The organism is Wolbachia endosymbiont (group B) of Schoenobius gigantella, assembly GCF_964031005.1.
GTDB lineage: Bacteria > Pseudomonadota > Alphaproteobacteria > Rickettsiales > Anaplasmataceae > Wolbachia > Wolbachia pipientis.
This window is the reverse complement of record NZ_OZ035002.1, coordinates 47052-62233: the sequence shown is the minus strand read 5'-3', so window position 1 is coordinate 62233 and position 15182 is coordinate 47052. Positions and strand designations below refer to the sequence as shown.

Below are 15182 nucleotides of genomic sequence, written 5' to 3'. Positions count from 1 at the left end.
AGAGATATGCAAAAACTCTATTGATCCATAGTCTGCAAATTATTAATAACACTTACTTTAAAGAACCTCACTTTACGCTGATCTTTGAGCGCTCTTCTGTGGTATTTTGTAAGAGTATAACTTGTGAAATCGTCTTCCCTATAGATTAAAGAGTTACACTGCTTTATATGTGATGCTATCCACTCTGCATAGTCCTGATGATCGGTTGCAATGAATATTTCCCCTGTTATAAGTATTTTTTTTGCTAATAAATTTAAAAATTCCGTATTAATTAATCGTCTTTTATTGTGACTTCTTTTTGGCCATGGATCTGGAAAGAGAATAAAGAATCTTTCAACACTGTTATCAGGAAAATTTGCAATCAATTCTCTTGCATCTTCTGTCCACATTAAAATATTTTTTATGTTCTGTATTTCTATGTTTGTTAGCAAGCGAGAAACCCCCTTTAAGTAGGGCTCACATCCTATAAATAATAGATCAGGTTCATTGAGCACCTGGTAAAGCATATTTTCACCGTTGCCAAAGCCTATTTCTACCCATATTCTTTTTTGTGAATTTACAATTTTCTCTATAGATTCCTTGCTGTTTTGAATAGAATATTTTTCCAATATTTCATCAACATCAGGTTTTAGCCTGGACCTTCTGGAGAACGATCTAATCCACTTGCTATTCTTAAATAGCATATTCTTGATACATATATAATTTTCTCACTATATTTTATATAGCTTAAACAATTCTCGAAATGAGTTAATGAAAAATTACTTGTCAATAATTGTTAATATTATATAATATATGAGTTCTAATAAAGTTTAAGTTAAAGGTATGAATAATAATAATCCAGTCGTAAATCTACCGGTTACTATCAGAAAGCTATCATCAAATAAATTTATAGAAGAGATATGTCAAGGCCAATTTGAGGATCAAGATAATACCTTGTTTGAAGATTCTTTTGTTAACAAAATTAAAGAAGGAGATGTGGTAGAAGGTGTAATTACAAGAATAAACCCTAACGACGTTGTGGTTGATATTGGTTTAAAATCTGACGGGAGAATTCTGATCAAGGAACTCGGTTGTAATGATGAGGTCATTATTGGCTCGAAAATCAGAGTTTATGTGGAAAGAATTGAAGATTATCATGGTAATGTTGTTCTTAGTCGTGAAAAAGCAATTAGGGACGAAAAATGGAATAAGTTGGAAGAAGATACAGTTACAAGGGCTGAAGTAAGCGGAGTTATTAAACGCTCAATTAAATGTGGCTTTATTGTTGATCTTGGTGACGGAATAAGCGCTTTTTTACCGCTGAGTCATGTGGATTTGAAGCAAGTAAAAGATGCGAAGCACCTTATTGAAACTGAACAAAAGTTCATCGTGCTTAAAATGGATAAGAAGCAGGGCAATATTGTAGTATCAAGAAAGCTGGTGTTAGAAAAATTGCACGCTGGTGAAAAAATTAAATTTTTAGAATCTTTAAATGAAGGCGATATAATAGAAGGGAAAATAAAAAGTATCACTCATTACGGTGTATTTGTCGGTATTCATGAATCAGATGTAGTGGGAGTTATAGATGGATTGTTACATATTACAGATATCTCTTGGAGTAGGGTAAGTCATCCGTCTGCAGTTTTTACTTGTGGTCAGACTATAAAAGTTAAAATTATAAAAATAGATAAGGAAAATGCTAAAATTTCCTTGGGTGTGAAGCAGCTAGAAGATAGCCCTTGGCAAGATGCAGAGTCAAAATATCCAGTTGATAGTGTGCATAAGGGTTATGTAACAAGCATAGAAGATTATGGATTATTTGTTGAGCTTAGACCTGGAATTGAAGGTTTAGTGCACTCGTCAGAAATAACTTGGGTTAAGAGTAATTTACCAGTTAGTAGTCTCGTAACAAGGGGACAAGAAGTATATGTAAAAATTCTCAGTATTGACATTGCTAAGAGTAGGATGAGTTTAAGCATGAAAAGGTGTGTAGACAACCCTTGGCAAGTATTTATCAATAAATATCCTCCTGGTTCTATTGTTTCTGGTGAAGTGAAGAATAATACCGGCTCATATGTATCTGTTGCTTTCGGTGATTCTGAAATAGATGAGAACGTAGAAGGGACAATATATGTGAAAGATTTTAGTTGGTCTAAAAATGGTTCAGATGAGATAAAGAAGTATAATGTAGGTGATAAAATAGAAGCAAAAGTAATAAGGGCTAACGTGAATCGGGCAAGAATTTATCTTGGAATAAAACAAATAGAGTATGATCCTCTTGAAGAACTGATAAAGAAAGTTAAGGTAGGTGATAAAATACAGGTTATTGTAGATAAGAGAGAAGATAATGGACTAGTCGTTGAAGTTGAGAACGATGTAACCCTTCTAATAGATCAAGAGCATTTACCAGAGAATAAAAAATTCTCTATATCAGAAAAAATAGAAGTTGAAGTATTGGGTGTTGAAGAATATAACATAGCATTATCTGCTAAGTGATAAGGTTTACTTATTTTGGCTTCATATAAATGGCAACAAAGTCTGATATAATAGCGAGGGTAGAAAAAAGACATCCTTTTTTAGATAAGATTGTTATAGCAGCTATAGTTGATAGATTTTTTGGGATACTTTCAAGCACATTGAAACATCATAATAGAGTTGAAATTAGGGGGTTTGGTTCTTTTTCAGTTAGAAGTTATAACTTGAAAGAAACAAGCCATTTAATGTTACAGAAGTTTACAAAGAATCAATACTTTAAAACATATTTTCGTAGCAGTAAAAAATTATCTGATTTGATAAATGAATAAAAATTTATACCATAAATAAGATGAAAGTAGGGGTTTGAGTTTATACTGTACGATAGAAATTTTTAGCACCATATGCAAGTAGTAGAAATAGTTATACGTAATAACACATATAAAATATCTTGCGAAAGTGGGAAGGGGAATCATTTATTACGCCTTGCTAATAGTTTTGACAAGTTAGTTAGTTCTGTATCTCAAAAAACTGGAGGTAAGGGTTCGGATGCATTAAATTTCTTACTTGCAGCACTAATTCTTGAGGATAAAATTTTAGAATTAACAAAGCGATTAGATGAAGTAAATCAAGAGCGCGAAAAGTATAGAAACGAGAAAAGAATAGAATATACTGAGGTACTAGATAAGGTAAATAAGATTATCACTAATCTTGAGTGCATAAAGGATTAGCTTCAATAAAGCAAGCAATTAAATTGACTATCTGACTATTCAAGCCAGGAGGGAGGTTTGTCTTACGAGTTATGTAACAATATAATTCGTAATCATCAAGATCAACTATTTTTTCGTATTCGATTAGTTCGCTTAAGGAAAATTTATCAAGATATTTCAATGCGAAATGCCCTAAAAGTATATCGGTTTCTTTGCAACCCCTATGCCAGCTTCTATATATTAATTTTCTTCTGAGTAGTGAGGTATCTGTCATTACAATTAAACTTTTTTTAATTTAAAAGTTAAACTAAATACTTGTCAAGCGAGGCGCATTTTAATATACTTAACATTTTGTTAAGATCTAAATATACAGGTGGAATTAATTTCTAATCTTATCCATCAATTTAGCGATGGAATATATTATTTTTTATCATTTTCTTTAATAATTTCTGTCATAGTATTCGTGCATGAATATGGGCATTATGTTGTTGCCAAAGCATGCAAAGTTAAAGTTGAATCTTTTTCCATAGGTTTTGGTCCTGAAATTTTTGGTTTTAACGATAAGTCTGGAACTAGATGGAAATTAAGCGTTGTTCCATTGGGTGGTTATGTTAAAATGCTAGGAGATACTAATGCAGCGAGTGTCCCAGCTGATCAACAAGAATTAACGGAAGAAGAAAAATTGTATTCATTTCATACAAAACCGCGTCATAAAAAAGCAGCAGTAGTTTTTGCAGGGCCTTTTGCAAACATGGTATTTGCTGTTATAGCTTTTACAATATTTTTTAGCATAGCAGGTTATTATCGCACTCCACCGGTGATTGAAAATGTAATCGAAGGTAGTGCAGCTAAGCAAGCTGGTTTGTTGCCAGGTGACACTATTACACAAATCAATGAGCATAAAATAAAATACTTTGAAGATATTTCACGTGTGATAATGTCGAATCCTAAAACAAGAATGGAGATTGAGTATAGCAGAAATAATGAGAAGCACAGGACCAGTTTAACTCCATTAATAATCAAGGACAAAGACGTTTTTGGCAACACAATAGAAAGAGAAACTATAGGGATTATTTCAGTCAATACATTAAAGCAGTCGTCTTTTCTTGGGGCTGTGAGCTTATCAGTAAGTGAAACTTACCACACTATGTGCTTAACGATTAAAGCTATCTTTCAAATTATTGTTGGTAAGAGAAGTGCAAGTGAAATAGGTGGACCAATAAAAATCGCAAAATATTCAGGACAATCAGCTAAAAAGGGATTTATTATGGTTCTATATTTTATGGCAATCATTTCAGCTAATTTAGCTGCAATTAACTTGCTGCCAATACCACTGCTAGATGGTGGGCATTTATTTCATTATATCATAGAAGCGGTTATACGTAGGGATTTAAGCTTGAAATGTCAAAAATATGCAGCTATTTTTGGTGCTTTAGTGTTGTTTTTGCTTATGGCAACTGGAATGTCAAATGATATTAGGGATCTTTTTTGAAATAAAATATGAAAAAGCTATTTTATATACTGGTAGTGGTTTTTATTTCTTTTCCTGCCCTGCTTGTTGCTTTAGGAACTGCGGAAAAAGTGCAGGTGAAAGATGTCAAATGTATTGGTAATGAGAGGGTAAGCAACCAGACAATAGGGTTCTATATAAAACTAAAATCTGGTGATTATATAAACGACGATGATATAGACTCAATTATAAAAGATCTATATAAAACAAAGTTATTTGCTAGTGTTAATGCTTACATAGATGATAAAAAAAATTTAGTAATAAAAATTCAAGAAAATCCACTGATTAACAAGGTAGTGTTAAAAGGCAATAAGTTATTTAACAGCAAAGAGCTGCTAAGTAATGTGATTCAATCAAAGTCGCTAACTATTTTAACTGAAACAAAATTGCAAAACGATTTAGTGAATTTAGTCACTACTTATAGAAATAACGGTAAGATTGGTGTTAAAATTGAATATGACCTGAATAAGCTTGATGGCAATAGAGTCAATCTAATTTTTAAAATAAAAGAAGGCAAAACCTCTAAAATTAAGGATATAAGATTTATAGGCAACAAAAACTTTTCTGAAAATGAGCTAGAGCAAGTTATCAAAAGACATAGTAATGACATATTTAGTAAGTTATTTAGAGCTATTTTTAAAGGCGGAAATCATTATTCACCGCAATATCTATTGATTAACACAGAATTGCTCGATCATTTTTATTCATCTAAAGGATATATTCAAAATAATATTCAACCAATTGTTGAGGTTGATAATAACAATCAAACAGAGTTAACTTTTTTGATTGACGAAGGACAGCAGTATTTATTTGGAAATAATGAGGTTAATATTGAAACTGAAATTCAGGATTTGAGCCTAAAAGAAGAAATATTGGATTTTATAACAGAGGAAAACGATAAGATATTTAATAGAGTTAAAATTAATAATACAGTAGAAAAAATAAACAAATATTTAAATGAGAAAGGATATATATTTGCAAAAGTTAATCCAGAGTATGCACAACGTGACAATGTTGTAGATGTAACCTACAGAGTGCTGCCGGGTAAAAAGATTTATATAAATCAAATTACAATTGATGGTAACGATCGCACTTTAGATAAAGTGATCAGAAGTAAGCTAAGTGTAGCAGAAGGTGATGCGTACAATATATCTGAGATTCAAAAGTCACGTAAAAAACTAATGAGTAGTGATTTTTTTGAAACAGTGAAAGTAAATAGTTATGCAGTTAATGATAATGCAGTAAATCTTGACTTAAGTGTTAAAGAAAAAAACACTACTTCGTTGTATTTGGGAGGAGGTGTGTCTCTTCCTGGTGGAGCATTGATTAAAATTGACCTCAAAGACCGTAATTTATTTGGTACTGGAAAAGAGCTCTCTTTTGCTCTTGAAAAAAGTCAATACGTATTTTCTACTGATTTAGAGTTTGTTGAAAATAATTTTAACGATTCTGATACGTCACTAGGCATGGGTGTATTTTATGAAAAACAAGATAAACCAAACACTACTTTTGATAGTTGCGATATGGGATTTTTTACAAAGTTATCATATAAAGTCACAGAGAACTTAACTAATTCCCTTCGCTATTCTTATAAGTATAATCATATACACATGGATAATAAGGGTGGACAAGACACCGATATCTCTGAAATAATACTGGACCGAAAAGGTAAACATCAGATTTCATCAGTGGGATACACGTTGGCATATAATAAACTGGATAACCTCTATACTCCAAAAGAAGGGTATTTACTGGGCTTAAGTCAGGATATTTCAGGATTGGGAGGAAACGTGAATTTCCTGAAATCTGAATTCTTATCTTTTTATACGCACCCTATATTAAGCAAAATTGACGATGATATAACGCTACGCTTTAAGATGGCGGCAGGTCATATTTTTTCTTATACTGATGAAAATCTAAACATTGGCCAGCACTTTTTTAAAGGGGGTAATGAGATTAGAGGGTTTGACCTTTCCGGTATTGGACCAAGAGCAGAAGACAAAAATAAAAGCTCATTAGGAGGCAAAACTTATTTTAATCTAACACAGCAAGTGGATTTTCCTCTACCAAAACTATATGACTATGCTGGTATCAAAGGCTCACTATTTGTTGACTATGCAACACTTTTTGGCTTAGATGATAAAAATAAGAAGTATGAAGGGAAATACTATGATAGCAAGCTTGTGAGAGTGTCACCAGGTTTTGGCTTTTCAATGCTTTCTCCTTTTGGTAGACTTAGATTGGATTTCGGGTTTCCTTTAGTAAAGGAATCTTATGATATAATACCATCACCAAATGTTAAATTTTCTATTGAAGCGGGGATTTGAATGAAATATATACAGTTATTTATATCAGTTATTGCCTTAATTATTTCCTTATTTGTGGGGTATAAGTTTGTAGGATATCAACCTCAGAACACAAAGGCTGCAATTATCGATAGTGACAAAGTCATCAATGAATCTCTTGCTCTGCAAAATATACAACAACAAATAAAGGAGCAGAATTCTAGATTACAACAAGAATTTGAAAATGAGTTAGAAAAACTTAAGCCATCAAAAGAAGAATTTGACCTTTTGTCAGAAGAAGCAAAAAAGGAAAAGACAGGACAATTTAATAAGCACACTGTAAATGTTAGAGATAATTATGCTAAAAAAATGTTACATTTAGAAGAAAGCTATAGAGAAGCAGTAGAGAGTGTTTTTAACAAGATAAAAGAAGTCGCTAAAAAAACGGCAGAAAAAAACAACATAGATTTGGTACTATTTATTTCAAAAAAGAACCAAGTTTTATACTCCATGGATGAAGTTGATTTATCAGATGTGGTATTAAACAATATAAACAAGGAAATACCTGAATTTGCTTTAAAAGGCATTGAATAGACTTATGCAATTTAATATCAGTGATATTATAAAAACACTACCACATTCTTATCCGTTTCTCTTAGTAGATAGAGTTATAGAGTGTGATCCTGGTAAAAGTATAAAAGCAATCAAAAATGTGACTTTCAATGAGCCATTTTTTATTGGCCACTTCCCTGGTCATCCGATAATGCCAGGAGTCTTGATAATTGAATCTCTAGCTCAGGCATCTGCTATATGTGTTCTAGGTAAAGAAACAATAGAAAATAAAGTTGTTTACTTGAGATCCATTGAAAATGCAAAATTCAGAAAGCTAGTTACTCCAGGGGACACATTGATTCTTCAAGCTAACATTCAAAGTGTGTGTTTAGGTGTATACAAATTTAGGTGTATTGCATCTGTTAGCGAAGAAAAAGTTGCAGAAGCAACAATCTCAGCAGTATTGCAAAATAAATAAAATCTTCATCTGTAAGAAACAGCATGTACACTTTATAGTATAGCAATGAAGCTGAATTTCAAAATCTCATTTTCGAATCTATATACTCGCAATGGATTAACAAAATTAGATGAGACATTTTTGAATTATATTAAATCATGTGATGAGAGCTTGTTTTGTTCATTAATTGAAGCAAGAGAAAAAGCAGCTTCTTCTTCGATGTCATCCCAGTGTCACCTCCCATCATCCCAGTGTCACCCCCCGTCATCCCAGTGCTTGACACTGGGATCTAGAAAACAAGAAGAACGGTCAGCTACTTGGATGACAGATAGCCAGCTCATTATAGACCTCTCATATTTACTTGATGAATTTATTGCAAAACTTTTTAATGTTGAAAAAGAAATAGAGGAGCTAAAGAAAAAGCACAACGACTTTGCTGTAATATATAAGTGCAAAAGATTATTTGTCCAACGCTATTCATTGAAGAAATACACTAATGTGGCGAATATAGATATTACTAACAAACTAAGTCATTTTCTCACTTTGCCAACAACAGAAAAAAATTTTGCTGAGCAGGTGATGCATTGGTTTGAAGATAAAGAAAATCACAAAGAGGAAATAGAACTTGCGGCACAATATGCAGTGTGGAGAGTAAAAAATAAACAGAGTATATTATTTAGCATACATAAAAAAATTGACCACGAAAACCTCATACCATTTTCTAAAAAAGAAGTAGACAAAGTTGAAGTGCTGTATTCAAATGAAGTAAAAAGACGATACGGTTTTGACCTAACAAGTGAAAAGGCTAGTTTAGATAAAGCATTGGATAATGCTCACTACTGCATATTTTGTCATAAGCAAAGTAAGGATAGCTGCTCAAAGGGGCTAATTAATGATGACAATACTTTCAAAAAGTCTCCACTTAGAGTTGAACTGCACGGCTGCCCACTAGAGCAGAAAATATCAGAAATGAATCTGGTGAAAAGCGAAGGGTACAGCATAGCAAGTCTTGCAATTGTGATGATAGATAACCCATTATGCGCGGCTACTGGACACAGAATATGCAATGACTGCATGAATTCGTGCATATATCAAAAACAAGAACCCGTAAATGTGCCAGCAATTGAAACAAGGATTCTGGATGATGTGCTCAGTTTACCGTACGGATTTGAAATATATTCTCTGCTCAGCCGTTGGAATCCTTTAAATTTTCAGCGTTCATTGCCAAGAGAAAACACCGGAAAAAACGTTCTAGTTGTAGGCCTTGGTCCTGCTGGTTTTAATTTAGCTCATCATTTGTTGAATGATGGGCATAACGTTATCACCATTGATGGACTAAAGATTGAACCTTTGATCGATAATTTCCAGCTAATTAAAGATTTCAAACACGAAAAATTGAGTGAACGCACGGCAGGAGGGTTTGGTGGGGTGGCAGAATATGGCATTACTTCTCGGTGGGATAAGAATTACTTAAAGATTATTAGATTACTGCTGGAAAGACGTGAGAATTTCGTACTTTATGGAGGCATTCGTTTTGGTGGCACGATTAATGCTGATGACGCGTTCAACTTGGGTTTTGATCACATCGCCCTAGCACTTGGCTCTGGTAAGCCACGAATGATCAAAATAAAAAACATACTAGCTCGTGGAGTACGCATGGCATCTGATTTTCTGATGTCGTTACAACTGACTGGCGCTCTTAAATTTGATTCTATAGCAAATCTGCAAGTTCGTATGCCGATAGTTGTCATAGGGGCGGGGCTTACTGCGATTGACACTGCCACTGAAGCTTTAGCGTATTATCCAATTCAAGTAGAAAAATTTCTTCTTCGTTATGAGATATTAGTTGATAAGTATGGAAAGGACTGTGTTGAAAAAGATTGGACAGAAGAAGAGCGCGAAATTGCGAATGAGTTTATATCGCACGCACAATTGATCCGAGAAAAGCAAAAGTTAGCAAAAAAAGAGAATAGAGAAATAAAAATATTAGAGTTAATGCAGAGCCTCGGGGGAGTGAAAGTTATATATAGAAAAGAGCTAAAAGATTCACCAAGTTATCGATTAAATAGCGAAGAGGTGCAAAATGCACTGTCAGAAGGAATTTACTTTATTGAAAACTTAGAGCCAGTTGAAGTTGTGACGGATAAATATAACCATGCTGAATTAATAAAACTGATAGACACAAAATCCGGCGAAATCAAACGTATAAAAGCACGTTCTATTTTTATAGCAGCAGGTACTGAGCCAAATACAGTTATTGCAACAGAAGATAAAAAGCATTTTAAATTAAGTAATGGGTATTTTACTCATTTGAATTCATCAGGAAAAGAAATAGACCCAATATTTTCTCCTAAAATGCAAAATAAAGATAGAATATTAGTGTATAAGCAAGGCAATAAAACAATCAGCTTTTTTGGTGATCTTCACCCTTCGTATAGTGGCAGCGTCGTGAAAGCTATGGCAAGTGCTAAAAACGGCTACCCTATTATTTCTCAGCTTTTGAGTGGAGTTAATAGCTTCGTTTCTGTCATTCCAGTGTGTGATGTTGTGGGCCAGAAAAAAAATGCGTGGTCAAGTGTTGAAGACCTGGCTAATAAAGAATTATTTAATAGAATCAAAGAGCAATTCACTGCAAAGGTTATAAAAGTTCAATATTTAACAGACAAAGTTGTGGAAATAGTGATCAAAGCACCACTTGCGGCAAAGAATTTTAAGCCTGGGCAATTCTTTAGATTGCAAAATTTTGAAACCAATGGCAGAAAAGCCAATAATACAAACCTTGCTATGGAAGGTATAGCCGTAACCGGCACTGAAGTAGACAAAAAAAAAGGAATTATTTCCACTATTGTGCTGGAAATCGGCGGCTCCACTAATTTATGCAGACACTTAAGAGAAGGCGAGCAAATAATTCTTATGGGCCCAACTGGCAGACCTACTGAGGTTTACTAAGTCTCAATATTAAAGTGATGCCAAATTTTATTTCAAAAAGTAAATAATTTACTAACGCTCATGCACAAATTAAAAATAAATTATGCACGAGTGTAGCGTTATGAATTAGGAGTGCTATATTAAAGCTTACCTCACTATTAAAGCTATCGGTCAGATTAGATTAAAAACCTAATCTGACCGGTTTCTCTATAACCCTCTAAACTCTGATATAATTATATGATAATTAGTTTAATTAGTGGTTAATATGCAAATTGATTTTATTCATATATTGAGATAGCATAAACCATATTGGTTTTAATTATTGTGCAACTTTATAAATCGTCACTGTTACTTCTACTGACTGTATTAATAGTTATAGTCCTAAAATTACCTGAAAATTTGAGCATTGCAGTAAATTGGTCTCTCCCAATTCTAGATTTTGATTTATCTTTTCGTACCATACTAATATCTTTTTTATCAGTTGCATTTTTAGCTGTTCTACCAGCACAAAATTTGACTTTTTCAGAGATGCTATCTTTTGCTGCTTACACTATTAGTTCACTTTATGCAGTTTTATCTGAACATATGATATTGGTTATAATATTCTGTGAATTAATGACCATCAGTGCATTTTTTATTATCGCAGCTAGCTGTAGAGATAGTGGACCTGCAATAAGGTACGCTTGTGTACACTTTTTCGTTGGAGTTATATTAATAGCAGGATTGGCACTTCAAAGCACTAACCTGATAATTTTGGGTTTATTGATAAACTGCGCTTGTTTTCCTTTTTCATTTTGGGTTGTTGATGCATATCCTGCTGCATCGCTACATGGCACCACATATCTCTCTTTATTTACCACTAAAGTCTCTTTTTTAGTGATGCTTTTACACACTTATAACCTATGGCAAGATTGTACTGAAATATTAGCGCTTGTAGGCGCCATCACTGCAATTTACAGCATTATATTTGCTTCTCTTGAGCAAAATATTCGCAGATTTTTATGCTATAACGTTGTAGGACAAATGGGCTTGCTGATTATTGCAGGAAGTTTGCTCAGTCCTTCGGAAAAAGCAATACCAATTTTGATACTGCATATAATCTTCTCTCTTGTTTATCAATCATTATTGTTTGTGGTCAGTAATTCGATTATTTCACAAACAAAAACAATTAGTTTTAATGGAGTGGGTAAACTGATGTCAGTGGAAGGCATGTGTGCTATAATCGCAATACTTACAATGGCTGCATTTCCTGGAACCGTTGGATTTATCAGTAAATCATATATCACAGCTGAAATTGAAATGAACACTGTTGCCTTAAAAGGGTATAAAAATTTATATAAGCTTCTAAATTTGCTGCTTCATTTAAGCGTGGGGCTAAAGTTTCTTTATTACTTATTTATTGCAAAAAGTAAGTCAAAACCTTTAGCAGAGAGAGGAAGCAAAATGACTATGATTATTTTAGCATTTATATGCGTAATCGCTGGCAATCCTTACTTACCTATTTACAATAAACCTTCGATTTTCGATTTTGTGTACAACACAAAAAATATTTGGTCGCAATTTAATTTATTACTATGTACCACTTTATTGTTTATTCCTTTACGCAAGTTATTTTACCCGAGAGTAAATTTTAAAATGGATGTTGATTGGATTTTTAGAGCTTTCATACCCTATATTATCTTGCTGTTCAATCAGTTAGTCTCTAAAACTAGAGAAATGTTTGCCAGCGTAGTGCAAAACTTGACTAATCCACTTGTTGGTTTATACTTTAATAATATTACTAAACTTAAAGAAGTGCTGAGTTATAACTCAGTGAGTTTTGTTTCAGCTTCTTCTCTCTTTTTAATGAGTATTCTACTAATGCTATTATGTTTAAATCGTTAACTGAAAGTTTAAATTCTGTATTTAGTAAACTGAGAGGAAAGTCAATCATTTCTGAAGATGATTTTAATCTTGCCATGCGTGAAATACGCATAGCCTTAATTGAAGCTGACGTTTCACTTGAAGTTGCAAAAAAATTCATCAACGACATTAAAGATAAAGTGATTGGGGAAAAAGTCATAAAAAGTGTTTCTCCAGCACAAATGATAATTAAAATTGTACAGGATAATTTAGTTGCAGTTCTCGGATCAGAGAAAAGTGACTTAAATCTAGCAGTTAAACCCCCTGCTGTGATTATGATGGTGGGCTTACAAGGTGCAGGTAAAACAACTACCTCAGGAAAGCTTGCTTTAAAACTAAAAAAGCAAAAGAAAAAAGTGATGCTTGCCTCTTTAGACATTTATAGGCCTGCTGCCCAGAAACAACTTGAAGTGCTAGGTAAACAAATAGATGTGCAAACTTTACCTGTAGTAATAGATGAGAAGCCCATTACAATTACAAAAAGGGCAATAGCAATAGCAAAGAACGATAATTATGATGTATTAATACTAGACACTGCAGGCAGGCTTCATATTGACAATAATATGATGAATGAGTTGAAAGCCGTAAAGGAAATAGCTTCACCTGCAGAAGTTATTTTAGTAGCCGACGCAATGATAGGCCAGGATGCGGTCAACATTGCCAAATCATTCAATGAGGTAATAGGTGTAACCGGCATTATTCTCACCCGTGTTGATGGTGATGCACGTGGTGGTGCTGCTCTTTCTATGAAAATGATCGCCGATTGTCCAATTAAATTTATTGCTTGTGGTGAAAAATTAAGTGACCTCGATGATTTTTATCCCGATAGAATTGCAAAAAGGATACTTAGCATGGGTGATGTTGTCTCATTGGTTGAAAAAGCTGCTGAGATTGTTGGTCAGGAAGAAATTGATAAGTTACAAAAGAAAGTGAAAAAAGGTAAATTCGACCTAAACGACCTAGTGGGAATGTTAAAAACTCTGAGTAAAATGGATGGCATTAGCAACATAATGAAATTCATTCCTAGTTCATTTACAAAAAAGCTAAGTAGCAGTGTGCCAGATGACAATAAAGTGAAAAAATATATAGCCATCATAAACTCAATGACTGAAAAAGAAAGGCAAAATCCAGATATTTTAAATGGCAAAAGAAGACTTAGAATTTCTAAGGGGTCCGGAACAACTGTAACTGACATTAATCTTCTAATTAAGCAGTATAATCAAATGAGCTCTATGGTAAATAAGTTCAGTAAAGTTGACCATAGTAAACTCAAAGAATCTGATTTGATGGATATGCTAAGCAGAAAGTAAGTCAGCAGGTAGTGGAATGAGACAAATCATCAGTAAACCTTTAGCTATATCAAAAGCGGCTTAGGTCTCGCAAAAAAATTTACAGCTTCTTGCTAGCCAAGAAATTTATTATTAATTTTAAGAAATACTATAGCTGACCCAAGCAACACGTCATACCGCCGCGGTATCTCTAGATCCCGCTAACACGTAGCGGGATGACGAGGCTTACCTTATCGGATTGTTTCAACACGTCATACCGCGATTCATTCGCGGTATCTCATCCGCTAACAAGCAGCGGGATACTATCTACACCGTCATACCGCGATTCATTCGCGGTATCTCATCCGCTAACAAGAGATCCCGCTAACAAGCAGCGGGATGACGAGTTACTATACCGCTGCGAACCGTCATACCGCCGTGGTATCTCTAGATCCCGCTAACACGTAGTGGGATGACGATTGTCAGGGTAGCTGTCATCCCAGTAGCCTCTTTCTCTTGTCATCCTAGTGCCCTGACTACTTGGATCCAGGAAAAAGAATGGTGTCATGAAAGTAGCTGACACTGGTCTCCATCCAAAAGGGTGTCATCCGAGTAGCTTGACTACTTGGATCCAGGAAACTTAATTGCAAGTAATGCATTGGGTTTGGTGAGTATGGGTTTTGCGTTATAGAATGAAGCACTTTTTGTGAATTTGTAAAGAAAACTGGATCCAAGTAGTCAAGCTACTCGGATGACATCATCCTTTTTTTTGGATTCCAGACTGGAATGACAGCAGTCCTACGTCATACCGCGATTCATTCGCGGTATCTCTAGATCCCGCTAACAAGCAGCGGGATGACGGTTGTCGTTTAGCTATAAATATTTAAGAAATTTACTAAACAGAAAAAAAGGCAAAAGAAGCCCCGTAGTTGGCTAATTACTTACATTATACTTTCAAGTATGGCGTTTTTTTATTCTAAACGCTTAATAACCGCGACTCAGCTGCTTTTAAATGCAACTAACCTTAGCTATAAATGTTTAAGAAATTTACTAAACAGAAAAAAAGGCAAAAGAAACCCTAGGGTAGCTAGTTATTCACTATCCATTTTTTAAGTTGGC

At 34.0% G+C, this 15182-nt stretch carries 12 protein-coding genes; 10 read left to right on the top strand and 2 right to left on the bottom strand.

Translation table 11 applies throughout. The annotated features are described in order from the left end of the window. Nucleotides 1-17 precede the first annotated feature (17 nt). Nucleotides 18-683 (bottom strand): tRNA (guanosine(46)-N7)-methyltransferase TrmB, encoded by a 666-nt coding sequence (trmB, locus tag ACQH2O_RS00295; RefSeq protein WP_012673367.1) that lies wholly within the window; start codon nucleotides 681-683, stop codon nucleotides 18-20. Nucleotides 684-822: 139 nt separating this feature from the next. Here trmB and ACQH2O_RS00290 point away from each other — a divergent pair, with 139 nt between their 5' ends. The 3 genes from ACQH2O_RS00290 (at nucleotide 823) to ACQH2O_RS00280 (ending at nucleotide 3182) form a co-directional block, all read left to right on the top strand. Further along, a complete protein-coding gene (locus ACQH2O_RS00290; RefSeq protein WP_038199371.1) occupies nucleotides 823-2475 on the top strand; it encodes a 30S ribosomal protein S1 in 1653 nt (550 codons plus the stop codon). Between the two features lie 29 nt (nucleotides 2476-2504). After that, nucleotides 2505-2783: an HU family DNA-binding protein gene (locus tag ACQH2O_RS00285; RefSeq protein ID WP_425385193.1), complete on the top strand. Its 279-nt coding sequence runs from the start codon at nucleotides 2505-2507 to the stop codon at nucleotides 2781-2783. A 72-nt stretch (nucleotides 2784-2855) separates the two neighbouring features. Beyond that, nucleotides 2856-3182, top strand: a complete 327-nt coding sequence (locus tag ACQH2O_RS00280; protein ID WP_010082086.1) for a cell division protein ZapA — start codon at nucleotides 2856-2858, stop codon at nucleotides 3180-3182. Here the strand turns inward: ACQH2O_RS00280 and ACQH2O_RS00275 are convergent. Further along, on the bottom strand, nucleotides 3157-3435 hold the full coding sequence (locus ACQH2O_RS00275) for a succinate dehydrogenase assembly factor 2 (protein WP_006279484.1): 279 nt from the start codon (nucleotides 3433-3435) through the stop codon (nucleotides 3157-3159). The genes ACQH2O_RS00280 and ACQH2O_RS00275 overlap by 26 nt on opposite strands. A 99-nt stretch (nucleotides 3436-3534) precedes the next feature. Here ACQH2O_RS00275 and rseP point away from each other — a divergent pair, with 99 nt between their 5' ends. From rseP to ffh, 7 genes are all read left to right on the top strand, one after another. Next, nucleotides 3535-4653, top strand: a complete 1119-nt coding sequence (gene rseP, locus ACQH2O_RS00270; RefSeq protein WP_010082085.1) for an RIP metalloprotease RseP — start codon at nucleotides 3535-3537, stop codon at nucleotides 4651-4653. 8 nt (nucleotides 4654-4661) lie between these two features. Next, on the top strand, nucleotides 4662-6998 hold the full coding sequence (gene bamA / locus ACQH2O_RS00265; RefSeq protein WP_425385192.1) for an outer membrane protein assembly factor BamA: 2337 nt from the start codon (nucleotides 4662-4664) through the stop codon (nucleotides 6996-6998). Further along, nucleotides 6999-7550 (top strand): OmpH family outer membrane protein, encoded by a 552-nt coding sequence (locus ACQH2O_RS00260; RefSeq protein WP_209472492.1) that lies wholly within the window; start codon nucleotides 6999-7001, stop codon nucleotides 7548-7550. It abuts the gene before it with no gap. 4 nt (nucleotides 7551-7554) lie between these two features. Next, nucleotides 7555-7986, top strand: a complete 432-nt coding sequence (fabZ, locus tag ACQH2O_RS00255; RefSeq protein WP_010082082.1) for a 3-hydroxyacyl-ACP dehydratase FabZ — start codon at nucleotides 7555-7557, stop codon at nucleotides 7984-7986. Nucleotides 7987-8031: 45 nt separating this feature from the next. Further along, nucleotides 8032-10914, top strand: coding sequence for an FAD-dependent oxidoreductase (locus tag ACQH2O_RS00250; RefSeq protein ID WP_425385191.1), 2883 nt, complete (start codon nucleotides 8032-8034; stop codon nucleotides 10912-10914). Between the two features lie 303 nt (nucleotides 10915-11217). Then, entirely contained in the window at nucleotides 11218-12777 is a 1560-nt protein-coding gene (locus tag ACQH2O_RS00245; protein ID WP_038228212.1) for a proton-conducting transporter membrane subunit, read from the top strand. Further along, on the top strand, nucleotides 12762-14105 hold the full coding sequence (gene ffh, locus ACQH2O_RS00240; protein ID WP_095742798.1) for a signal recognition particle protein: 1344 nt from the start codon (nucleotides 12762-12764) through the stop codon (nucleotides 14103-14105). The genes ACQH2O_RS00245 and ffh overlap by 16 nt, the downstream gene beginning before the upstream one ends. Nucleotides 14106-15182 lie beyond the last annotated feature (1077 nt).

Excerpts from the sequence above, each read along its gene's own strand:
- bamA (WP_425385192.1), top strand. The coding sequence starts at position 4,662 with ATGAAAAAGCTATTTTATATACTGGTAGTGGTTTTTATTTCTTTTCCT.
- ffh (WP_095742798.1), top strand. The coding sequence starts at position 12,762 with ATGTTTAAATCGTTAACTGAAAGTTTAAATTCTGTATTTAGTAAACTG.
- ACQH2O_RS00290 (WP_038199371.1), top strand. The coding sequence starts at position 823 with ATGAATAATAATAATCCAGTCGTAAATCTACCGGTTACTATCAGAAAG.
- ACQH2O_RS00260 (WP_209472492.1), top strand. The coding sequence starts at position 6,999 with ATGAAATATATACAGTTATTTATATCAGTTATTGCCTTAATTATTTCC.
- ACQH2O_RS00250 (WP_425385191.1), top strand. The coding sequence starts at position 8,032 with ATGAAGCTGAATTTCAAAATCTCATTTTCGAATCTATATACTCGCAAT.
- ACQH2O_RS00285 (WP_425385193.1), top strand. The coding sequence starts at position 2,505 with ATGGCAACAAAGTCTGATATAATAGCGAGGGTAGAAAAAAGACATCCT.
- trmB (WP_012673367.1), bottom strand. The coding sequence starts at position 683 with ATGCTATTTAAGAATAGCAAGTGGATTAGATCGTTCTCCAGAAGGTCC.
- ACQH2O_RS00280 (WP_010082086.1), top strand. The coding sequence starts at position 2,856 with ATGCAAGTAGTAGAAATAGTTATACGTAATAACACATATAAAATATCT.
- ACQH2O_RS00275 (WP_006279484.1), bottom strand. The coding sequence starts at position 3,435 with ATGACAGATACCTCACTACTCAGAAGAAAATTAATATATAGAAGCTGG.
- fabZ (WP_010082082.1), top strand. The coding sequence starts at position 7,555 with ATGCAATTTAATATCAGTGATATTATAAAAACACTACCACATTCTTAT.